The sequence below is a fragment of the Streptomyces sp. NPDC048639 genome, assembly GCF_043199075.1.
GTDB lineage: Bacteria > Actinomycetota > Actinomycetes > Streptomycetales > Streptomycetaceae > Streptomyces.
The window spans coordinates 25,784-46,017 of record NZ_JBICVP010000018.1 but is presented as its reverse complement, the minus strand read 5'-3'; the positions used below and the strand labels follow the sequence as shown (position 1 = coordinate 46,017).

Below are 20,234 nucleotides of genomic sequence, written 5' to 3'. Positions count from 1 at the left end.
CCCGCGGAGCGGGTATCACATCGCTGCGCGATGTGCAAGCGAACACCCGCGCTGCGCGCGGGTGTTGCGCTCACGCTCCGCGTGAGCGGAGCCCGGGACGCTGCGCGTCCCGGGCTCAATTCGAGTGCTGCTCACTCGAATTGACACTCCGTTCGCTGCGCTTCCGGAGTTGTGAGGGCTTCGCCCTCACAAGGTCTTCCGCTTCGCTTCAGACCCTATGGCGGATCCGCTGCGCTCCTCCGCCTTGCGGTCCTTCCGGCTGTCGCCTCCAGTCCCTTGAGGCCCGCTATCGCGGGCCTAGCCGGCTGTAAGAAGTAAGGGCTCGTTCGTGTCGGGTCTCTTGGTGCGCGCATGCATCAGTTGATGCTGCATGTACCATTGGAGAAAACGTGGGACACCCTCTGCCCTCCCCAGGGCCTTCCATGATTTCGAGAGGAACGGTCCTCGGATTGGCCGGTCACAAAGAACTACCGGGTAGGCCTGGGCTGGGCAACGATTCCGTGCGCAGGTGACGCAATATCAGACGGCTGGGGCGGACGATCTGGTGGCCGGGGTGCACAGTGCGGGGTGGTGGAGCTGATCAGCATGACGCCGGCGCTCGGTGTTCGAGGGCTGGCGGGGACGGAGGTGTGGCGGCCGTGTGGGGCTCTGGTGGGCATCGCCGATCAGAACTGGTCACGGCGTGGCGGTCCGTTGGCTGTAGTCGCTTGAACTGGCTGTACATGTCGTGGATTTGAGGCGGTGTGAGCATGCTGGGCTGGTGCGCTCGGAGCGGTACACCGGGGGGTGGTGCTGCCGCAACTGCGTGCAGCGCCTGGAGCGGCGGGTGTGCATCGCACGGACCGGGAGCTCTCGGCTGGGGGCGTGGTGGTCTGCTTGCGCGGGCTGAGCACTGCTACCTGGGCGACATGCGTCGTTGGTGGTACGGCGACTGGCGCCTTGTAGGCGCGGTGGTCTGGGATGCTTCTTCGGTCGCGTATTCGCGCCCTTGGGCGGTATTTGAGAAAGCAACGGGATGAGGCGTCGGGGCGAGGGAATGTCTGCGATTCAGCTGAGGGAACATCAGGTCGATCAGAAGGCGCGTTTCCGTAGGTGGGTGGGATTTCCTGCAAGATCGGCTGTGCCTCCTCAGGGGGCGCGGGGAACGATCGTGTCCGCGACGGGGTCGGGGAAGACGATCACCGCGGCGGCGTCTGCGCTGGAGTGCTTCCCGGGTGGCCGGATTCTCGTGACCGTTCCGACGCTGGACCTGCTGGTGCAGACTGCGCAGGTGTGGCGGCTGGTGGGTCACCGTTCCCCGATGGTCGCGGTGTGCTCGCTGGAGAGCGATGCGGTGCTGAACGAGCTCGGGGTGCGTGCCACCACGAATCCGATCCAGCTCGCTCTGTGGGCCGGGCGCGGGCCGGTGGTGGTGTTCGCCACGTATGCCTCGCTGGTGGACCGTGAAGACGTCGATGATCCGGTGGGCCGGGGCCGGGTTCGCGGGCCGCTGGAGGCTGCTCTGGCGGGTGGGGAGCGGCTCTACGGGCAGCGGATGGATGGTTTCGACCTCGCTGTCGTGGATGAGGCCCACTCGACTTCAGGTGATCTTGGGAGGCCGTGGGCGGCGATCCACGACAACCATCGGATCCCGGCGGACTTCCGGCTCTACCTCACCGCCACTCCGCGCATCCTGGCCTCTCCCCGGCCGCAGATGGGCCAGGAGCTGGAGATCGCGTCCATGGGCCAGGACTCCGAGACCTACGGGCCGTGGCTTGCCGAACTCGGGCTGAGCGAGGCGGTCGAGCGGGGCATCCTCGCCGGGTTCGAGATCGACGTGCTGGAGATCCGCGACCCCTCACCGGTCCTCGGGGAGTCGGAGGAGGCGCAGCGGGGCCGGCGTCTGGCCCTGCTGCAGACCGCGCTTGTGGAGCACGCGGCGAGGTGGAACCTGCGTACGGTCATGACGTTTCATCAGCGGGTGGAGGAGGCCGGGGCGTTCGCTACGGGGTTGCCGGAGACGGCTGCGGGGTTGTACGTCGGTGAGGCCTCCGCCGGTGACCTGGCGGCTGCGGGCCGGCTGCCGGAGTCGTCGATCGGTGCGGAGTTCTACGAGCTGGAGGCCGGCCGCCACGTTCCGCCTGACCGGGTGTGGTCGGCCTGGCTGTGCGGTGACCACCTGGTGGCGGAGCGGCGTGAGGTGCTGCGGCAGTTCGCGGGCGGGGTCGATGCGGCCGGGCGGCGGGTGCACCGGGCGTTCCTGGCGAGCGTGCGGGTGCTCGGGGAGGGCGTCGACATCACCGGCGAGCGGGGTGTTGAGGCGGTCTGCTTCGCCGACACCCGGGGCTCGCAGGTGGAGATCGTCCAGAACATCGGCCGCGCGCTGCGCCTGAACCGGGACGGCAGTACGAAGGTTGCCAGGATCATCGTGCCGGTCTTCCTGGAGCCCGGCGAGGACCCGAACGACATGGTCGCCTCAGCCAGTTTCCGTCCCCTGGTGGCCGTGCTTCAGGGGCTGCGTTCGCATGATGAGCGTCTGGTGGAGCAACTCGCTTCCCGTGCCCTGTCCCGGGGGACGTACGAACGGCGGCTGCATGTGAAGCGTGACGAGGGCGGCCGGATCATCGGCGTCGACGACGGTGGTGGTGGCGACGACGAGGGGCGGGAGGAGCCCGGCGGCGGCGGGTCGGTGCTGCTGCACTTCTCCGGTCCGCGGGACGCGGCGACGGTTGCGGCGTTCCTGCGTACGCGGGTGTACCGGCCGGAGTCGCTGGTGTGGCTCGAGGGCTACCAGGCCCTGCTGCGGTGGCGGGCGGAGAAGGGGATCGCGGGCCTGTACGCGGTGCCCTACGACGTGGTGACCGCGGTCGGGGTGACGGAGGCGTTTCCGCTGGGCAGGTGGGTGCATCAGCAGAGGAAAGCGCTGCGGGCCGGTGAGTTGGAGGAGCGGCGTAAGGGGCTGCTGGACGCACCCGAGGCGGGCATGGTGTGGGAGCCGGGCGAAGAGGGGTGGGAGGCCAAACTCGCCGTACTGCGGTCCTACCGGCGGGCGACCGGACACCTCGCGCCCCGTCAGGACGCGGTGTGGGGCGAAGGCGAGCGTACGGGTGGGGGTGGGGGGATGGTGCCCATCGGGCAGCACATGGCCAACCTCCGCCGGAAGGGAGCCAAGAACGGGCTGGGCAAGGATCCGGAGCGGGCCGCGGTGCGCGCCGGGCAGCTGGCGGCGATCGACCCGGACTGGGACTGCCCCTGGCCGCTGGACTGGCAGCGGCACTACCGGGTGCTCGCCGATCTCGTCGACGCCGACGTCAGCCTGCCGGCCATCGAGCCCGGTGTGCGGTTCGAGGGGGACGACCTGGGCAGATGGCTGGAGCAGCAACGGCGGCCGAGTGTCTGGGCGCAGCTGTCCACCGAGCAGCAGGAGCGGCTGGCCGGGCTGGGTGCCGAGCCCGTTGATACGCCCTCTCCCCCACCCGCTCCGTCTCCGGCTCCTGCGGCCGGGCGTACGGCGAAGACCCCCGGGCCAGGGCCGGGCAGGGCGCAGCAGGCGTTCCGGCGCGGTCTGACCGCCCTCGCCCAGTGGGTGGAACGGGAGGGTAGCCGGCCCGTACCACGCGGGCACCGTGAGGAGATCGCGGTCGAGGGCGAGGCAGAGTCGGTCACGGTCCGGCTCGGGGTGTGGGTCTCGAACACGAAAACCCGCCGCGACAAACTCACCCCCGAGCAACGCCACGCACTACGAGAACTCGGCGCGGAATGGGCCTGACGGCCATACCGTGGGCGGATGTTGAGTGGGTAGGACAGAGCAATGCACGCGCGTGGCTTCGGGACGTCATGGCAGAAAGATGGCCGGGGTCCGGTGCTGTCCGGCTGCCCCAGGGCTGTGAGTGCCGACCGGGCAACGCCTACGCCCTTCTCTCCGGCAGCGCCTGGCGCCGTTGCCGCCCTTCCGTGCGAAGGGCGGGCTCGAGTGAGGACGGCAAGCGGGACTCAGCCCGCCTACCGGCACCGCCACCGCCACCGTGGTCGGAGCCTTTCCTCGACCTCTCCGACACGGTCATCACGGTTCGTGAGCCTACGCCCGTCGAGCGTGGGCAACGCGCCCGTCGCTGGGAGGCACACATCGCCCGGGACGCGCGCCCGCGACACGGGCCGCGAAACAACCTCCCGCCAGCCGACGGACTTACACCCGGGCTCCCGGGCCCTGGCGGAGACCTGGTGAGGGCCATGTTGCCCGGGACACGCAAGCGTTCGGGGCAACTTGCGTGAACAGCAGCGACGAAGCTGCCGGGAAAGCTGTCAGACCGTGGGTGTTCGATTCGCCTACTCGGCGGCGTGGCGGTATTCGGCGTTGATGCGCTGGGCTTCTTCATTCGAGGATGATGATGCGGCTGGCCGCCTCGATGGGGGTGCCCTGGTCGACGAGTTCCCGGGCGCGGGCGGCGATGCGCAGCTGGTAGCGGGAGTAGCGGCGGTGGCCGCCCTCGGATCGGAGCGGGGTGATGAGGCGGGCTTCACCGATGGCGCGGAGGAAGCCCTGGGTGGTGCCGAGCATCTCGGCGGCCCGGCCCATGGTGTAGGCGGGGTAGTCGTCGTCGTCGTCGAGACGGCCGTAGGAGTCGTCTGCTGTCATTCGCGCCTCTCTGTGGAACGCGTTGAGGGGCCCTGGTGCCGTATGGCACCAGGGCCCCGAAGGAACTGCTACACCATCTGCCGGCCCTGGGAATGCGCCGGCCTTCTATTTCCGCTGACCCGACCGAGATGCTGTCGGGTGTGCGGGGATCGCGGTTGCTTGACCGGAGACCACCTCACTATCGATGTCCTGATGGCGCGGAGCTCCTCCGTTCTTCCCTCGGTGATCAACTACTTCCAAACGGGTACTGCGTACTGCTGGTGATGCGAACTGCTCAGCGGCCGACGAAAGCGCCACTCTTCGGCAGCCAGCCCCGTCGCCCGTCCTGCGTCTACTCTGGCTCAGAACCCCACCGCCGAACTTCCCGGTACGCGCGCCCGCAGCCGACGCCTTCACCGAGGTGCTGCTCACTGACTTCGCTGCTGGGTACTGCGAAGTTCACCTACGTACTGCCATTGCGTGTACTGCGGTACTACTCACGGCGGCCCCTGATCACTGCGGGCCACCCGGTCCGGCCGTCAGTCCCGTCACCGCCCTGCAACCGCTCTAGCTCCGGAACTCCACCACCGCACCGTCCTGCGAACTACAACTGCGTACTGCTGCCGGCAGTTCGTCTCTGCCAGGCCCTGTTGTCTCTCTCGGCTACGAGAGAAACCATTACCACGCCACCACCCAATGTCTACTCCGGCCGACATAGATTTCCGGCCTTCGACGGTGAGGTATCGACCCTTGCCGGTTCAGAGGTGCCGGGCGCGGGGCATATGGGGCGGCGTAGGCATGACCGGGCATAGACGAGCCAGAGACCCGGGGGACCCTGATGGACACGATGTGCGTCGACGCCACGACCAGCCACTCCGCCACCACCGCGGCCGGCGCACGCGAGACCACAGTCCCGGCCGACGCGCGCAGTGAGGCGTTCCAGCGTCGATACGGCCGACGAGCGTGCCGCCAGCCCCGCGGCCGGTGCGCCTGGCTCCCGAAGGCCCACGGGAGTCAGGCAGCCCACGGGAGTCAGGCAGTGGGTGCGGTGAGCAGCGAGTCGCCTTCCGTGCGAGTGCCGCCTTGCTCGGGCGCGCTTGGTCCACGGGTGCCCCGAAGCTTGCGTTCTACGAGCGGGACCACGACATCGGAGTAGGAACGGCGACCGAGGCGAAGAGCGCTGGAGGCTGCAGGTCCCTGCATGAACGCCATCCGCCCCGGCCTCCCCATCACCTTCCCCCGAATCGGAGCCCTATCGGCCCACTTTGGGGATAACCGTGAAAATCGGCCCCTGGGGTTTCAGAAACGAACGCGGGGGCGGCCCCAGAGAAACTCTGGGGCCGCCCCATCCGCACGTCGAGTTGGTCTACCAACGGTACCAACGGCCCCGGCGGCCACCGGCCCCAGCGGAGCGCATCACGAACCCGAGCAGCCAGACCACCAGCACGATGACGGCAATCCACCACAGCGCCTTAACAGCGAATCCGGCGCCGAACAGCAGCAGAGCGAGAAGAAGAACGAGAAGCAGGGGAACCATAGTTATCAACCTCCGAGACATCGTGTGCCCGGGCGGAATCCCGTCATGCAGAAAATGTCTGTGCGTTTATATGTACAGAGCGCGGGAATCCGTGTTCGTTGCGCAGGGGGTGCTCACTGCGAACTTGGCGACGCCTGCGCATGGCGCGCGGCTGACGTCGTCAGCCTCTGTTCGGCTCGTCCGAACAAGCCCGCGCCAACTGACCCGGTAGACCACCTCCCGACGAGCGTGGACGGGAGGAACCCCGGCGCAGCTGACGCGTCGGGGCTCCCTGATCACAACCGTGAAGTCACTTCACGAGGGCCGCATCTGGCGTCAGCGACGGAGGAGGTAGCTCGTCAGCCGTGAGCGGGCTTTGTCTGGACTGAGCCCGAGCGCGGTCCCGATTGTCTCCGGCGACAGTTCGTCGGCCTCCGCGGCATAGGCGGCCTCGCGGCCGACGCGGCGGGTGAGCCGGTCCAGGGTCGCGACGGCTTTCAGTGCGGCGAGCGGTGCCTGGTCGGCGAGCGTGGTCAGCTGTGTCTCCAGCTGGTCCAGGAGTTCGGTGAGCGCGGTCGGCAGAGGGACGGTCTGCTGTTCGACGGTACGGATGTGCTCGGTCCAGTCCTCGTGCGCGGCGGAGGTGCCCAGATTCTCCAACCGGTCGTCTTCCAGCTGGGTCCAGTCGATCGGGCAGGTAGGGCCGCGCCAGCCGCACGCGCACGCGCCGCGCACGCCAGCGGCCTTGGGTCGGCGTAGCTGCCCGGTGTAGGCCCACCACTCACTGGTCCAGAGCACGGAGTCGGCCCCGCTGCAGAAGTCGAGGTAAACGGGTTTCGGTTCGCTGCAGTCCTCGAGGACTGCGCCCGCGGTGCCTTCGTGGGACTCGCCGAACGCCTCGGTCCTCCACCCCATCGGTTCTCCCATTGTTCTCGTCCCGAGGGCCAGGCGGCACTTTCGGTGCGTCGGACGTACCCGGCGTGGCCAGCCCGCGAACGGCTGGTGGGCAATGTGGACTGGGTTCCTGACCGGCCGCATCCCCACCCGACGCGAGCCTCGCGCACTTCGAGGTGGTCTTGGTATTGGTCCTGGTCGGCGCTGGGCACAGGACCGACAGTCCGGAGTAGTCGGGCAGACTGGGCCTCGCGTGCTGCAAATGACTCCGCCTAGGCGTCGGACACTCGCAGACGCAGAGCGCCGTCTCCGTCGCCTCAGGAACGGCGGTTGGCCTGCAGAGTTCGGCCGGGCAAGGCGATCCCGTCGGCTTCCGCGGTGTTTCCCGGCCGCAGTGTCCATGGCTTGGCCACGGTCTCAATCAGCCATTCGTTCACCAAGAGGCGGTACACGATGAAGGTGCGCAGGCAGTGGGGGACGTCCCAGCCCAGGCCGGTGCACAGCTGACGGTAGGAAGGACCGTGGCCGTGTTGGGCGCGGAAGTCGACGGTGAACCGCGCGGCCAGCGAACCGCGGTCTGGATGCTGGTCCTTCCATGCACCGTAGGTCTGTTTCACGTACCGCTGGGTTGGGAGGGGATATCGAGTCGTGGTGAAGGCTGCCGCGACCTGGTCGAGCGGTTCCGCTCATGGACGCCGCGGACGAGATCATCGGCCAGGGTGGCGATGCGTTCGTGGCTGTTCTGGAGTGTGGTGAAGTCCGTGTCCTGCTGTGCGGAGAGGCGGCGGGGGCTGTGCAGTGTCAACCGGACTGTTCTGGGCATTGCCGCGGGCACTGAGGTGGGCCGGGTGGGCATGCGGCGCGAGCGACGTGCGGTTCGGAGGCGGTCGGCCAGGACTGTGCTGGCCACCTGTGCGCGTTCGTAGGGTGACTTGGTCCGGTGCCTGGTGATGGTTCTCAGTGTGGCGGCGTCGGCTTCGGGCCCCGGGGGGTAGAGAGCGGTGAAGTCTGCGGTCCATGACTTGCCCAGGCGCGTGGTGTGTTGGGCAAGTGCGGTGTCCACGATCTGTTCGTCGAGGCCGGGTTGGTGACGATGGCCGCGGAGGGTCTGAGCGAGATGGCGGCGGGCTTCGGCCAGTAGGTGCCTGCGGCTGAAGCTGCCGCGCATCACGTAGACGGTGGCCACGACATCTATGGCTGCGAGGGCGACGTCGATGGCCGGTCGAACCCGGGACCGGATTGCCGCGGCAGCGGCTTGGGCCGTTTCTAGGAGGCCGTCGATGAGTCTGGCTCCGAACCGGCGGATGGCCGATGCTCGCCAATGCTGGCGCAGTGTGGTCAGCGGTAGGGGTGTCTTCTTCTGCGGGCGCGTCTCTTCTGCTGCTCTCCGTCTTAGCCTGTAGCGGGCGCGCTCCCCTGGCGGGTGCCCGTGCTTGGTCACGTAGTCGGCCGCGAGGTCCTTGTAGGCGTCTTGGATTCGTGTGCTGCGAGTGGCCTGCCACTCGATCAGTTCGTGTGGGATTCCGGCGATCTCCATGACAGGGCGGCGTCCGGCAGTCGCCTCGCGGGGTTCCCACGCAAGCCCGAGACGTTCGGAGATCTCTTCGGTCAGTAGCAGCGTGTAGAGGGTGCCAGCTGCCACCACACTCTCGAAGAGGTCCGTCGTGGCGAGGTTGCCCCACTGTCCGTCCGGGCGGCGGACCTTGACTGACACCAGGGCGTGATCGTGGAGGAGCGGTGAGCCGTCCCGGTTGTCGTAGTGCCGGAAGACGGCGACGGTCAGGCCATCGGTTGGCCCCCGGTGGCGGCCACCACTCCCCCACCGCACCTGGGCGACGGCTTCTTCCACCCACGCCAGTGTTCGCTCACGCGCGACGTCCTGACACTCCTCGAGGACGAGCCGGGTGTGGTCGTCGGCCAGGGCCCACAGCACATGCACCGTCGGCGGCGGCCGGAACACCAGATCCAGGGCGAGCAGCGGCTTGCGGATGTCGCCAATGGGACGGCCAAGCACGGTTGCCCGTCGCACCGCGACTGAGGATTCGTTGTGTGTGAGGAGGTCGCGCTCGATTCGATCGCTGTCCGGGTGCAGGCCCTGACCGAACAGCAACTCCGCTTGCCGCTCGGTCACCACCTCGTCCGGGACCACTCCCAGCGCCGCCAGGCCGCGGCCCGTCCACCTCCCAGGTGGGACACCGGCGTACGCCTGCGCGTTGTGCAGGGGTTCGTCGAGAGAGCGCAGGCCGTCGCCGACCATGACGCTGCGGAAGTAGTAGCGCCACCCTGCTCCTGGGGTGACTTTCGCGATGCTCAGCATCCGCTCAGGAGAAACCGTCGAAGGCTTGTGGCAAGGCACGGACAGGAGTGCCTCCCGCCTGGCGGGAGAGGTTCGCCCGATTCTTTCCGCGCATCCCCGGTGGCGGGCTGCCGCGCTACGAGGAGCGTGTAAATGCTGCGAGGCACCTGGCCATCCGTGGGTCGGGGGCCTGGTGAGTGCGGCAGGGGGCTGGTCTTGAGGCGTCGTGTGTCTCAGTCGGGGTCAGGGTGGAGTCTTCGGTGAGTGCCGGAGCGGCCGATGTCCAGGTCGAGGAACGAGGTCAGGGCGGTGCCGCTGTTCCAGAATCCGAGCAGGTTGACATCGATCAGGCAGAGTTCGTGGCGGGCGGCGAAGTCCCGTGCTGGCTTGGTGAAGACGCATGATGCGACGAAGACTGGGACGTCGGCGCCGTGCTCGGCACGTGCGGTGCCATTGAAGGTCTGGATGTCGCGGCTGCCGACGGTGCGGTGCTTGGCGAAACGCTTGCACTGGATGACGAAGCGTCGGCCGTCGGGCAGTCGTCCTGTCACGTCTGCGCCCAGGTCACCGGCTCCGCCGACGCGTTTCACTTCGGTGCAGGCGTCTCGGCGGCATAGTTCGGCGACGTACTCCTCGAAGGCGCGGTCGTCCATGGCCCAGACCGCGTCGAGCGAGCGGCGTGCTTGCAGCTGTGCCTCTTCGGCTAATCGTGCTTGCTCCGCCAGGGCTTCGCGTCGTCCTGCGCGTACCAGGCCGACGGTGACCGCCCCGATGGCGAGGGCGGCTAACAGAACCAGTACCACTGTTCCCACTTGCGTTTCCCTCCCGGTCCGGTGGTCTGCCGCTGTGTTGCTCCCCATCGAGCGGGGTGTCTACCCGGTTGGAGGTGGGGGCTGAGTGTGGATGCCGGCTGGTCACCTGGTGCGTGGGTGGATGGGTGGGCGGTGTGTGCTGGGGGTCAGCGGTGTGGGTGCACGCGGTGCCTTCGAGGTCGAATTACGGGGGTGTGCTTGCTGCGAGTGCTCGGGTGGGTGGTGGGCTTTCTTGGGGTGCGTGTGGTCCGAACGAGCTTGCTTGGCAGTCTGGTTGGGTCCAGGAGGGGGCAGAAGGGATGATTTTCGCTTTCCGTGGCGCCACGTCATGGGCCAGAACAGTGTCGACGCTAGTAAGGTTGCTCCATGAGTGAATTTGACGTAGGGGGTGACCGGGAGAAGGTAGTTTCCAAGCTCCCGCCCGGTCTCCGGCAGCAGTTGAAGGTGCGTGCCGCCGAGCACGGCGTCGACATCAAGGACGCGGTCGCCGCGGGCATCACGAAGTGGCTGGAGCTGAGCCAACCGCTCGGGGTGGTGGACACCTCCGGATCGGAGAATTGGGCCACGTATCTGCCTGAGGGCATGTACGCGAAGCTCAAGGAGGCGGCTACCGGCTTCAGCATCCCGTACGTTCAGGCGATGGCTCAGGCAGTGTCGTTGTGGCTGGAGCTCAATCCGTCGCCCCGGCATCTCTCACACGTCGGTGAGGTTCCACAGCGCAAGATTGTGGTCAACCAGAAGGGCGGCGTGGGGAAGACAGCCGTGAGTGCCGGCCTGGCCCAGGCGCTCGCCGAAGACGGGCTGCGCGTGCTGGTCGTGGACTACGACCCGCAGGGGCACTTGACGGTGCAGTTGGGCATCCCCACGATCCCTGTCGGGTCGGACAGCCTCCTCAAGCACATGGTGGGCGAGGCAACAGACCGGAAGGTCGAGGACCTGCTCGTCCCGGTGGAGGGTGAGCGGTTCGGGGGGCGGCTCATGGTGCTCCCTGCGTGTTCCGATGCGTTCCTACTGGACGTTCGGCTGGCCAGTCTTCGTGCGTCCGAACGGGCTTTGGAGCGCGCTCTGAAGCCTCTTGAGGACCGCTTCGACGTTTTCGTCATCGATGGGCCGCCTAGCCTTGGGCTGGGAGTTGATGCGGCTCTCTACTTCAGTCGCCGCCGGCCTAATGAGCGTCCTGGTGTGTCCGGCGTGATCATTCCGGTAGAAGCTGAAGACTCCTCTGCGGATGCGTTCTCGATGCTCACATCGCAGATTGCTTCGTTGCAGGACGACTTCGGGGCCACCGTGGAGTACCTCGGGCTGGTAGTCAACAAGTACGACCCCCGGCGAGGCTATGTCGCCACTTCATCACTGGAACACTGGCAGGCGTTGGGAGATCCCCCTGTCATCGGCGTTGTGCCGGACCGGAAGGAGCAGCGCGAGTCGGTGCGAGTCAAGCGGCCGCTGCTGGAGTACGCGCCCCACTGCGAGCAAGCACAGATCCTGCGTGATATCGCCAGGGAGGTTTCATGAGGGCTTCGGAGCGTCTGGGCAAGGCCTCTTCCTTCGGGCAGCTCAGCGAACGGCGCCAGCTGATCAACCAGGTCACTGGGCGGACTTCTGCTGCGTCGGCGTCTTCGGTGCCCGTCCAGGACCTGGCTCACAATCCCTTCAACCCGCGTGAGGAGCTCAGCGGCCTTGATGAGACGGCCGCCTCCCTGGCCGAGAAGGGTCAGCTCACCGCGCTCACTGTCGTCACCTCTGATGCGTTCCTGGCCGCTCATCCGGACCAAGCAGGACCCATCGGGGAGGCGTCCTGGGTCGTTCTCGACGGCAACAGGCGACTGGCAGCAGCTGTTCAAGCGGGCCTGGAATCGTTGCGCGTTGATGTCAATGACGCCCTGGCTCCCGACGCTGCAACGCTGCTGGAGAACGCGCTCGTAGCGAACCTCCACCGGGTGGACGTGCCACCGCTGGACGAGGCCAAAGCCATTCGTGATCTGGTGAAGATCCACGGCTCGCAGAACACTGTGGCCAAGCGCCTCAGCAAGTCCGGGGCGTGGGTTTCGCAACGACTGGCGTTGCTCGAGCTTGCTCCTGATCTCCAGGACAAACTGGAGGCTGGAGAGCTGAAGGTCGAGGCGGCCAGGCGTATCGGTCGTATGCCGAAGGAAGAACAGCCAGCGGCAGTCGAAGAAGCTGTTCAGACCCCGAAGCCTCCGCGGCAGCGCTCCACTCGCTCGGCCGCGGGAGAGAGGGAGACCGCAGCCTCCGCAGAACCTGTAGCGGAGTTGTCCGAGCAGCAGGCCACTCCCCCGCCTGTTAACGCCGTTAATCCTGCACCGACTCCCGGCCATGGGGTGGAGCTGCACGGCAGCACCCCCGAAACGATTGTCGAGGCCCTGGCTACCCAGCTCTCACGAGACGACCTCAAGGCTGTCGTCCGACTCTTGCTGGACCACCTCGACGACGGTGGCAAGGGGGACGTCTCCGAGTCCAAGGGCACCCGCTCGTCGGCCAGGGCGGCAAGCTAGGCGTTAACGCCGTTAATGCTTGAGCGTATGGTCCGGGATCACGCAGAGCCGAGAAGGGCCGGACTTCACCAGTGAAGTCCGGCCCTTGAACATAGTCCAACTCAGTCGCGAATCAGTCAGCCGCCGTCATACAGCCGACCACGCTGACGAGGCGAGCGTGAGGCCGCTTCTATGTCAGGCGCTTGCTGGTGTGCGTGGGGGAGTGGGGTGTCTATCAGGCTTGCTGGCTGTATCGGTCTCCGTGACCAGTCGGCAACCTGAGAGGTCCATCTGTGTGGTGGATGACGTTGACCTCTAGGTTGAGCCAGGGCAGGGCCTCCGGTAGGCGTCGAGGTGCTCGAGCGAGGGTGGCGGGCCTGCGGGAGTTGTGGGATGAGTGCGACTCGCGAGCTGGAATGGCGCAGTGGACGGAGCGCTCAACCGGGTGTCCAGTCTCAACGAAGTCGGTCGTCTGCACGTCGCCGACCTTCGTGGACTGGCTTGGGTTAAGAACCAACGAGGTGGCTCGGGGTGGACGGCTGCTCACAGGCCGTGTCGGGCTCAGCCTCCTGGGCGACGGACAGGCTCCCCGTATGGGCGTCCGCTTAGACATCGTGAGGGAAGCAAGTCAGCAACTCATTCACACCTTCGGCCGTTGTTACCTCAGCTGTCCTCGATGCCAAAGCCCCTTGGCCATGGTGTGGTCGAGCGGATGCTGACGTGTGATGCCAACACGGTGCTCGTGGTCCGGACGTCCGAGACGATCGTCGGAACCCTGACTCTGGTGCTGCTGCTGTGCCGTCTGGGTTGCTAGCCCGCATCAAAGACGTGGTCGTTGACGGTGCGACGCGAGGCCAGGGGGTGCCTGCCTGCTTACCAAGGAGGCATTGCGGATTGCCCGGGAGGCGGACGCACGGACGGTAGATCTCACTTCCCGCCGGGTCCTGCCGTACCGACTCTGCGAGCGTCTCGACTTTCCAGCCAGGCAGTTGACTGTCTATAGCTTCTCGCTTGACGGGTGAAGGACCGACACTTGCGGGCGTTTGGCCGCGATCAAGGCTCAGTGCGATCGCTACTCACCAGCGCGACTGGGTTGCTGCGGCTGAAGTCCGGACGACTCGGGGACTCGACTGAGTGAGCGAGACCAGGACGATGCCCGGCGCGAAGGGAAGTGACGTCATGGCCCACCTGTTAACGCCCTTAATACCCGGCTTCCGCCCATCGGGTGGAGCTGAGGGCAGTACCTCTTGAGTCATAGGGTCCTGGCTGGCTGCTCTCCCACGCCAGACCTCGAGGTTGTCGTCCGCCTCATTGTTCGGGGGTCAAGAAGCACGGGACGGGGACGTCGCCCCGAGGTCACCGCTCTTCGAGGAGCGCGGGGAGCCCGCCCGTTAACGCCGCAAAATCGTGGCTCAGTGATCGGTCGGCCAGGCGCTGTCTAGGCGGCGCCGGTTTCGGCGGGCATTGGGGGAGGAGTCTCGGGGACGCACGTCGGCCCGTGTGCGGACATCGAACTCCTTTTCGCGCCCTGTAGGACGGGGCCCTCCTCTCCGCGGCACATCTTCGGGAGATGCGGAAGCTGAACGAAGCCGGATACTGACTGGGCGTGATGGGCGGCGGAGATGTCTGCCCGGCCGCGCCCGGCGACCGTGTGTGGGGGAACATGGGCAACGGCTTCGGTTACCGCTCCCAGTCCTGGAGCTCACCGGACGGCCGTCGCCAGGTCACCTTCGGCTGGACCATGACGGTCCCGGGTGTCGTCGGGCCGCCCGAGGTGGAGAAAGCCGTTCAGGAATTCCTGGTGGCCGCCCTCGGCGCCACATGTGAGGCAGAGCGGGAACGCTGACTGCCCTGCGCGTGGGGCGTCGGATGTCCGTCGAGGACTCCGATACGGCAGGGGGGCCGCCCCAGTGGCCTCCTGCCGGGTGACGTGCCGTTAGGGCGCCGGCTGGCTCAGTGTTCACTGCCCGGAGAACAGTGCCGCAGCGGCTGCAAGTGCCCTCTTTGTTTCCGCGGCGTGCTCGAGCGGGAGGTCTCCGGGGGTCAGCTTTCGGAGGGCGCGGACTGTTGCTCCGAGGTATCGGTCGAGACTCAGTTGCTGCGTAGGTGTCTCGCAGTCTTCGAGTACGGCTTCGATCTGGTCCAGCCAGTAGTCGGCCTCGTCAGCGCTGGCGAGGTTGTTGCGTTGGGCGAGGAGTGATCGAGCGATGGCTTGCACGAGGTGGTGGCGACGTTGTGCGGCTTCGATCCGGCGTCGCTCTTGGGCTGCAGCTTCCGCGAGTCGTCGTTGTGCTTCGTTGGCGGCTGCTGGGGTTCTCCGGATGGTGGTGTCGGTGATCGTGACGGTCTGGAGACGCTTGGCCTTGTTGTAGGCGGCCGTTCCGGTGTTGACCGCAAGTGGTGCAGCTAGAGCGGCCCATTCCACGCCGGATTCCCGGGCATCGTTCACGGCATTGAGCTGATGCAGGTCGGTCTGCTCGCGGAGGTACTCCCATAGTTTGGCGCGTGTGCATGCGGCGTGAGCCCGGTCCTTGTCTTTGAGCTTGTTCGCGTGAGTTTCGGCGTAGCGGAGGGCTCCGTAGAGTTCGTCGTCACCGGGCATGCGTTCTACGTCGGGGTCTTCTGCTTGTTCGTGCAGTTCTCGGAGTTCGCTGATGAAGGCTGGTGCGTCGAGTTTCCCGATTCGTGTACGCGCTCTGACGAGGGGTTTTTTGGGGTCGAAGCGTGGTCGACTCTTCCTCTGCGCCATGATCGTCTTCCTGGGATTCGGTCGATTCACATTGTGTGAATCTCGATCATGCCGCGTTGAGCGGTCTTACGTGAGCTGTTGGCCCGGGGTGTGGCCCTGGGGTCTGGCCAGTGTCGCCGAGGGTCGAGGTCACGCTGGCATCTGACGGGCACGTGGCTCCTGCTCGGGTCGGAAATTGTCCGTTGGTGCAACGCATTCGGTCCCAGACTGCCTCTCATTGAACTCCTCGCCCTGTCTTGGCGCAGATCGGCTCAGAGGCGTTGCTCATGGCCCCTGCTCTGCTGGGGACTCTTGCCATCCGTGCTGGCGCTCCCACGCCGGTGAAGGCGGGGCGAGGAGCTCCGTTCCAGTCCCGCGTCTACGTGGTCGACGTTTGATCCTTATCAGCGGTCTGGGCCAGCGAACGGTCGGGGATTGGACCAACGGTCGTCTGCAATGGCTGGCCTGTGTCCTGATCGCCTTGGGAAGGGTGCTGACGACCGCGGTCATCGCGGGTGTCGCGCGCGCCCTGTGGAAGAACTAGTTGGCGTCGGGCGGACCTCGCTCGCCCCCCGCTGCCCAAGAGCGTCTGGTTCCCGGGCCGGGGGAGTGGTGAAGCTGTTGGGGTGTGCCTGAGGGACTCCTCTGCGGGGGTTCGTGATTGACGAACCGAGGGGCCTGTGTCCTAAGCAGGCCAGTGGAGAGTGCTGCAAGCAGCAGCGATGTTCATGCTGAGCGGTGTGGACGGATGCCGAGGCGTTCATAGATCGCCATGGCATCGTCGAAGCTGGCGTCAGCGGCGGCTTGTTGACCGTTGAGCCGCAGGATGTGTGCTGCGCTTTCACGAGCTTCGGCTTCGTGCAGGGGGCTGCTGGCTTGGCGGGCATGCATTATCGCCTGTTGGTGAGTCGCCAGGGCTTCGGTGTGTCGGCCAGATTCGGTCAGCACTGCTCCCAGGCTGTTCAGTGCTTCTGCTTGGCCGTCAGCGTCGCCGAATTCCTCGAACAGTGTCCGTGCCTGTTGGAGGAGTTCGGTGGCCGATGGCTGGTCTCCGGCGAGGTGCCTGGCTTGGCCCAAGGCCATCAGGGCATTGGCTTCGCCGTGCCTGAAGCTCATGGCGCGGTACAGGTCCAGCGCCTCCTGTGCAAGGTTGGCCGCTGTGTGGGGCTCCTGAGTCTTGCGGTGCACTAGGGCAAGCGCTTGCAGTGCTTCGGCCTGGCCGTGAGAATCGTTGATTGTCCGATACAGATCAAGCGATTGCTGAGCCAATGTGGCAGCCGGACCGAGATCTCCTGCCGCGCTGCGGACGCGGCTCAGAGAGTTCAGGGCGCTCGCCTGGCCATGTCGATCACCCAGTTCCTGGTGCAACATCAACGCCTGCTCTGCTGCTTCAGTTGCTGCCCGGTAGTCGCCCGCCATACGTCGTGTAACGCACAGACCTGAGAGAACGTGAGCTTCGCCTCGGCGATCCCCAACGGCCCGGTAGAGCGTCAACGCCTGTTCAGCCAAGTCAGACGCCGCCTCGGGGTCCTGGCTCACCACACGGTGGATCCAGCTGACCGCCGGGCCCTGGCTTCACCGTGGCGGTCCCCCAGCACGCGGTACTGGCCCAGGGCCTGTTGCGCGATGCTGGCCGCTGCAGCGTAGTCACCAGTCAGCCGCCGGGCTTGGCCAAGGTTGTGCAGGGCATCGGCGACACCTGATTCGTCTGCCAAAGCACGGTAGAGCCCGAGAGCTTGTTCCACCGCGCCTGCTGCTGCGGCGTAGTCGCCGGTCGCGCAGTGTGCACCGAAGAGTCGTTGCAGCGCATGGGCTTCCTCGGACTGGTCGCGGATGGACCGCGCAGCGGCGACTGCCGCGGCGTGCAGGGAGGTTGCTCTTCGATCTCCCTCCTGGCGAAGGAAGACCCGGAGGGCTGCAGAGAATTGGAGGGCCTGCTCAGGGCGTCCGTGATTGGCGGTGTGCTGGTCGTATGCGAGGAGGTTGGTCTTCTCGGTACGCAACCAGGCGAGGGCATCCTGGGCGCTGTTGATTTCGGGTGTCGATGTGGTGAGGGCCGTAGTTACGGCGGGCTGTGTGCCGGAGTTGCGGAGCTGTCGGTCGGCTGCTTCGGCGGTGTGGAGATAGTGGTCGAGGATGCGTTGGAGGGACTGGTCCTGGGCGTCGGCTGGACTCTGGGCGATGGTGCGGGCGTATGCGCGCACGAGGTCGTGGAAGCGGTAGCGCCCGGGGCTGAGCTCGTCGAGCAGATGGTCCATGTACAGCGCCTCGAGCTGACGCCGTGCGCGTGTGATGGGTATGTCGTCCAGAGCGGCGGCCGCGTGTGCGTCGATGTCGGCGCCGGCGTGCAGGCCGAGGTGTCGGAAGAATCGCTGGCGATCGGCGGGCAGTTCGCGATACGACAGGTCGAAGGCTGCTGCCACGGCACGGCTGCCGATAGCCAGCTCACCGAGTCGGTCCCGGGCTTGTACGAAGTCCCTGGTGAACTCCGACACGGGCCAGGTGAGGTGATGGGAAAGGCGAGCAGCGAGAAGGGAGATGGCAAGTGGCAGGTAGCCGCAGGTTCGGACTGCCTCAGTCACCTCTTGGTTCTCGAGTTCGGTGGGTGCGCGTTTCGCCAGGCGCTTGAACAGCTGTGTGGCTTCCTGGGGTGGCAGGGTGTTGAGCGTGATGGGTTCGGTGCCCTCCAGGGCGATGATCCTGTGCCTGCTGGTGACCAGGACGAGGGAACTGCCTGAGGCTGGAAGTAGGGGCTCCACTTGGGTGTGTTCGGCTGCGTCATCGAGGACGAGCAGGGTGCGTTTCCCGAGCAGGCGGTTGCGCCATAGGCCGCTGCGTGCGTCAAGGGTGTCAGGGATGTGCTGTGATGGGACTCCGATGCCGGGGAGCAGGTCTGCCAGGATCTGAGCAGGGTCTGCACGGCGCTGTCCGGGCGTGTGGGCGTGGAGTGGCACGAAGATCTGCCCGTCGCTGTATCGGTTGGCCAGCAGATGGGCTGCATGGATGGCGAGCGCGGTCTTGCCTACGCCTGGCATGCCGTTGATGACGAGGATTGGCACTGCTGAGTCCGCGCAATGCTCGGCTGCTTGGACGATCCGTTCCAGGTCGCTGTTGCGGCCGGTGAATGACGCGGTATCCCGGGGCAGGGTGCGTAATGGGTTTGTGGGCGGGGTGGGGGCGGCGAAGGTGTTGAAGTGGAGGTCTCGGCCGGCCATGTAGAGCCGGGATTGTCCCTCCGCTTGCCCGTCCATGTGGACTGGTGGCTCGCTGTCGGCTCCGCTGGTCGCGGTGGTCACGCGTCGTTGATGTGTTGGTCGCGTCCAGCCATGAAGACGCGTGCGTTGTCACGGGCTTGTGCGCTCATGACGGTGGTTTGTGTCCGGGCCTGTTCATGGTGGGGCAGTACCGGCAGCAGCTCGTGATCAAGGAGTCGTTGAAGTTCGCTGGCAAGTGCCGGATCGTGCTCGAGAATTCGTTGGAACCTCAGGCTCCAGGTGCCGTACAGGGCGTTCTCGGTGTCGTCGTCGGCTTCCTCGCGGGCGGTCAGGATGCGAGCGCGCAGTAGATCCAGGTCGGTGGCGATGTCCTCGGTGTCTTCGCCGTGGCGGCGGCGCCACCAATCGAGGACGGCACTACGAGCTTGCTGCCAGCCGTCGGTGGCCATTGCACTGACCAGTGCGCTTCCGGCCGCTAAGACGATCGGGTCCATCCGTTCCCCTTGAGGAAGGCTCAACGTCAACACTCTAGGTGGGGCTGGACATCCAGGCACCAGGTTGGATGCGCTTCGAGACGAGCATCCTCGCTGGCTCAGAAGCCACCGGGCCGCTTGGTCGGCGTCGGCCGGGGGAGTGCGGTCGCTCCGACAGCCCACGTTCCGAGACCTCCGTCGGCAGCTTTCCCGGTGAGGTGTGAAGACGGATGGGCCACCGGCTGCCTCGCGACGGGGGGCGGGCAGCCGGGGCCGGTGGGCCGTTGGCGGATCGACGTGTGCCGTCAACGGCCCGGTCTATGGCGCACGTCGTGTCGGCGGGCCGCGATGCGGTGGAGAGCGGTCATTGTCTCGGTCACTCGGGGTGCTGATGCGCGCAGTGTGGGCAGGCTTCGTAGTTCCATCCGGGGCCGGTTGCGGCGGGGAGGTGAACGCAGACGAGGTTGTCGACGGGGTGCCGGCACGCAGGGCAGTTCATCGGGACGGGTCGGTGTGTTCCTGCTTGTGTCGCGTGAGCAGCACGGTGCAGTCGGAGACCTTGCTGAGGTCGCCGCTCTGCCGGGCCGCTTCGCGGTCGTGTCGGAGCTGGTTGCACTCGGTGCAGTGCTGAGCGGTGGTCTTTCCACCTGCCTTGTTGGTCATCGTTGGGCCTTCGGGTGTTTGCCGCTGGCGGTGCGGCGAGCGTGGTCGGGCTGCGGGTGTCTTACTGGTGGCGGGTTGACTCGGTACGGGTGCCTCCAGGGGTGCGGGGTTCCTCGGAGTAAAGGGGATTGCCCGGGGCAGGGTCGACGCGCAAGAAGCAGGTGATGAGGAACTCTCGGTGGCCGGTCCGTCCGGTGTGCTTCAGACACCAGTCTTCGCGGCTTTCCTGGGCGCTTCGACGGCTCCGGAGGACTGTTTGCAGGTGGCGCATTGTGCTTCGTAGGTGGGCTGGCGGGGTTCGCCGTCGGCCTCGTCAGGGCGGATCGTCCACTCGGCGTGCTCGATGATGCTGCGGATCGTCATCCGAAGGCCTCCGCGGGGAGTGTGCTGCCGGGGCCGAATGCGGCGCCCAGGGTGCCGGGGTTGGTGAGGTGGCCGCTGCCGTCTGGCGGGGTGAGCCAGGCGCGGCGGGCGAGGGGCCGGTCGGGGGGTGGGCAGGGGTCGGCAGGACGAGGCCGATGCGGCCTGGGCAGCCGCGGACCGCGCCA

Annotated in this window: 17 protein-coding genes and 1 pseudogene; 6 read left to right on the top strand and 12 right to left on the bottom strand. The window is 66.7% G+C overall.

The window, feature by feature from the left end; translation table 11 throughout:
* Positions 1–1,036: 1,036 nt before the first annotated feature.
* Positions 1,037–3,748 (top strand): Helicase associated domain protein, encoded by a 2,712-nt coding sequence (locus tag ACGFNH_RS32255; protein WP_393659881.1) that lies wholly within the window; start codon positions 1,037–1,039, stop codon positions 3,746–3,748.
* Between the two features lie 557 nt (positions 3,749–4,305).
* Here the strand turns inward: ACGFNH_RS32255 and ACGFNH_RS32250 are convergent.
* From ACGFNH_RS32250 to ACGFNH_RS32225, 6 genes and pseudogenes are all read right to left on the bottom strand, one after another.
* Positions 4,306–4,615 (bottom strand): annotated as a pseudogene (locus ACGFNH_RS32250) (MerR family transcriptional regulator).
* A gap of 1,345 nt (positions 4,616–5,960) precedes the next feature.
* Positions 5,961–6,131 (bottom strand): hydrophobic protein, encoded by a 171-nt coding sequence (locus ACGFNH_RS32245; protein WP_393659879.1) that lies wholly within the window; start codon positions 6,129–6,131, stop codon positions 5,961–5,963.
* Between the two features lie 315 nt (positions 6,132–6,446).
* Positions 6,447–7,025, bottom strand: a complete 579-nt coding sequence (locus ACGFNH_RS32240; RefSeq protein WP_393659877.1) for a hypothetical protein — start codon at positions 7,023–7,025, stop codon at positions 6,447–6,449.
* 296 nt (positions 7,026–7,321) lie between these two features.
* On the bottom strand, positions 7,322–7,621 hold the full coding sequence (locus ACGFNH_RS32235) for a hypothetical protein (RefSeq protein ID WP_393659875.1): 300 nt from the start codon (positions 7,619–7,621) through the stop codon (positions 7,322–7,324).
* Positions 7,618–9,321, bottom strand: coding sequence for a MobF family relaxase (mobF, locus tag ACGFNH_RS32230; RefSeq protein WP_393659873.1), 1,704 nt, complete (start codon positions 9,319–9,321; stop codon positions 7,618–7,620). Before mobF ends, ACGFNH_RS32235 begins: the two co-directional genes overlap by 4 nt.
* A 212-nt stretch (positions 9,322–9,533) precedes the next feature.
* The gene (locus tag ACGFNH_RS32225; protein WP_393659871.1) at positions 9,534–10,112 is read right to left on the bottom strand and encodes a restriction endonuclease; all 579 of its coding nucleotides are present in this window, start codon (positions 10,110–10,112) and stop codon (positions 9,534–9,536) included.
* A 366-nt stretch (positions 10,113–10,478) separates the two neighbouring features.
* On the opposite strand from ACGFNH_RS32225, the gene ACGFNH_RS32220 reads away from it, so the two are divergent.
* From ACGFNH_RS32220 to ACGFNH_RS32205, 4 genes are all read left to right on the top strand, one after another.
* Entirely contained in the window at positions 10,479–11,627 is a 1,149-nt protein-coding gene (locus tag ACGFNH_RS32220) for a ParA family protein (protein ID WP_393659869.1), read from the top strand.
* Entirely contained in the window at positions 11,624–12,628 is a 1,005-nt protein-coding gene (locus ACGFNH_RS32215; protein WP_393659867.1) for a ParB/RepB/Spo0J family partition protein, read from the top strand. The genes ACGFNH_RS32220 and ACGFNH_RS32215 overlap by 4 nt, the downstream gene beginning before the upstream one ends.
* A 655-nt stretch (positions 12,629–13,283) precedes the next feature.
* Positions 13,284–13,421 (top strand): hypothetical protein, encoded by a 138-nt coding sequence (locus tag ACGFNH_RS32210; protein ID WP_393659865.1) that lies wholly within the window; start codon positions 13,284–13,286, stop codon positions 13,419–13,421.
* A gap of 795 nt (positions 13,422–14,216) precedes the next feature.
* Positions 14,217–14,453 (top strand): hypothetical protein, encoded by a 237-nt coding sequence (locus ACGFNH_RS32205; RefSeq protein WP_393659863.1) that lies wholly within the window; start codon positions 14,217–14,219, stop codon positions 14,451–14,453.
* 114 nt (positions 14,454–14,567) lie between these two features.
* On the opposite strand, the gene ACGFNH_RS32200 is transcribed toward ACGFNH_RS32205, so the two are convergent.
* Positions 14,568–15,356 (bottom strand): hypothetical protein, encoded by a 789-nt coding sequence (locus ACGFNH_RS32200; protein WP_393659861.1) that lies wholly within the window; start codon positions 15,354–15,356, stop codon positions 14,568–14,570.
* 373 nt (positions 15,357–15,729) lie between these two features.
* Here ACGFNH_RS32200 and ACGFNH_RS32195 point away from each other — a divergent pair, with 373 nt between their 5' ends.
* On the top strand, positions 15,730–15,879 hold the full coding sequence (locus ACGFNH_RS32195; protein WP_393659860.1) for a hypothetical protein: 150 nt from the start codon (positions 15,730–15,732) through the stop codon (positions 15,877–15,879).
* A gap of 182 nt (positions 15,880–16,061) precedes the next feature.
* On the opposite strand, the gene ACGFNH_RS32190 is transcribed toward ACGFNH_RS32195, so the two are convergent.
* The 5 genes from ACGFNH_RS32190 to ACGFNH_RS32170 all read right to left on the bottom strand — a co-directional run bounded on the left by ACGFNH_RS32190 (position 16,062) and on the right by ACGFNH_RS32170 (position 20,049).
* Complete coding sequence (locus tag ACGFNH_RS32190) at positions 16,062–16,874, bottom strand: tetratricopeptide repeat protein (protein ID WP_393659885.1); 813 nt, start codon at positions 16,872–16,874, stop codon at positions 16,062–16,064.
* Complete coding sequence (locus tag ACGFNH_RS32185) at positions 16,871–18,631, bottom strand: NB-ARC domain-containing protein (RefSeq protein ID WP_393659858.1); 1,761 nt, start codon at positions 18,629–18,631, stop codon at positions 16,871–16,873. Before ACGFNH_RS32185 ends, ACGFNH_RS32190 begins: the two co-directional genes overlap by 4 nt.
* Complete coding sequence (locus tag ACGFNH_RS32180; protein ID WP_393659856.1) at positions 18,628–19,044, bottom strand: hypothetical protein; 417 nt, start codon at positions 19,042–19,044, stop codon at positions 18,628–18,630. The genes ACGFNH_RS32185 and ACGFNH_RS32180 overlap by 4 nt, the downstream gene beginning before the upstream one ends.
* A 474-nt stretch (positions 19,045–19,518) precedes the next feature.
* Positions 19,519–19,686 (bottom strand): hypothetical protein, encoded by a 168-nt coding sequence (locus ACGFNH_RS32175; RefSeq protein ID WP_393659854.1) that lies wholly within the window; start codon positions 19,684–19,686, stop codon positions 19,519–19,521.
* 201 nt (positions 19,687–19,887) lie between these two features.
* Positions 19,888–20,049, bottom strand: a complete 162-nt coding sequence (locus tag ACGFNH_RS32170) for a hypothetical protein (protein ID WP_393659853.1) — start codon at positions 20,047–20,049, stop codon at positions 19,888–19,890.
* Between the last annotated feature and the right edge of the window lie 185 nt (positions 20,050–20,234).

What these genes read in the sequence shown, in the direction of transcription:
- ACGFNH_RS32255 (WP_393659881.1), top strand. Translation starts at nt 1,037, where the DNA reads ATGTCTGCGATTCAGCTGAGGGAACATCAGGTCGATCAGAAGGCGCGT.
- ACGFNH_RS32245 (WP_393659879.1), bottom strand. Translation starts at nt 6,131, where the DNA reads ATGGTTCCCCTGCTTCTCGTTCTTCTTCTCGCTCTGCTGCTGTTCGGC.
- ACGFNH_RS32240 (WP_393659877.1), bottom strand. Translation starts at nt 7,025, where the DNA reads ATGGGGTGGAGGACCGAGGCGTTCGGCGAGTCCCACGAAGGCACCGCG.
- mobF (WP_393659873.1), bottom strand. Translation starts at nt 9,321, where the DNA reads ATGCTGAGCATCGCGAAAGTCACCCCAGGAGCAGGGTGGCGCTACTAC.
- ACGFNH_RS32220 (WP_393659869.1), top strand. Translation starts at nt 10,479, where the DNA reads ATGAGTGAATTTGACGTAGGGGGTGACCGGGAGAAGGTAGTTTCCAAG.
- ACGFNH_RS32215 (WP_393659867.1), top strand. Translation starts at nt 11,624, where the DNA reads ATGAGGGCTTCGGAGCGTCTGGGCAAGGCCTCTTCCTTCGGGCAGCTC.
- ACGFNH_RS32210 (WP_393659865.1), top strand. Translation starts at nt 13,284, where the DNA reads ATGCCAAAGCCCCTTGGCCATGGTGTGGTCGAGCGGATGCTGACGTGT.
- ACGFNH_RS32205 (WP_393659863.1), top strand. Translation starts at nt 14,217, where the DNA reads ATGGGCGGCGGAGATGTCTGCCCGGCCGCGCCCGGCGACCGTGTGTGG.
- ACGFNH_RS32200 (WP_393659861.1), bottom strand. Translation starts at nt 15,356, where the DNA reads ATGGCGCAGAGGAAGAGTCGACCACGCTTCGACCCCAAAAAACCCCTC.
- ACGFNH_RS32180 (WP_393659856.1), bottom strand. Translation starts at nt 19,044, where the DNA reads ATGGACCCGATCGTCTTAGCGGCCGGAAGCGCACTGGTCAGTGCAATG.
- ACGFNH_RS32175 (WP_393659854.1), bottom strand. Translation starts at nt 19,686, where the DNA reads ATGACCAACAAGGCAGGTGGAAAGACCACCGCTCAGCACTGCACCGAG.
- ACGFNH_RS32170 (WP_393659853.1), bottom strand. Translation starts at nt 20,049, where the DNA reads ATGACGATCCGCAGCATCATCGAGCACGCCGAGTGGACGATCCGCCCT.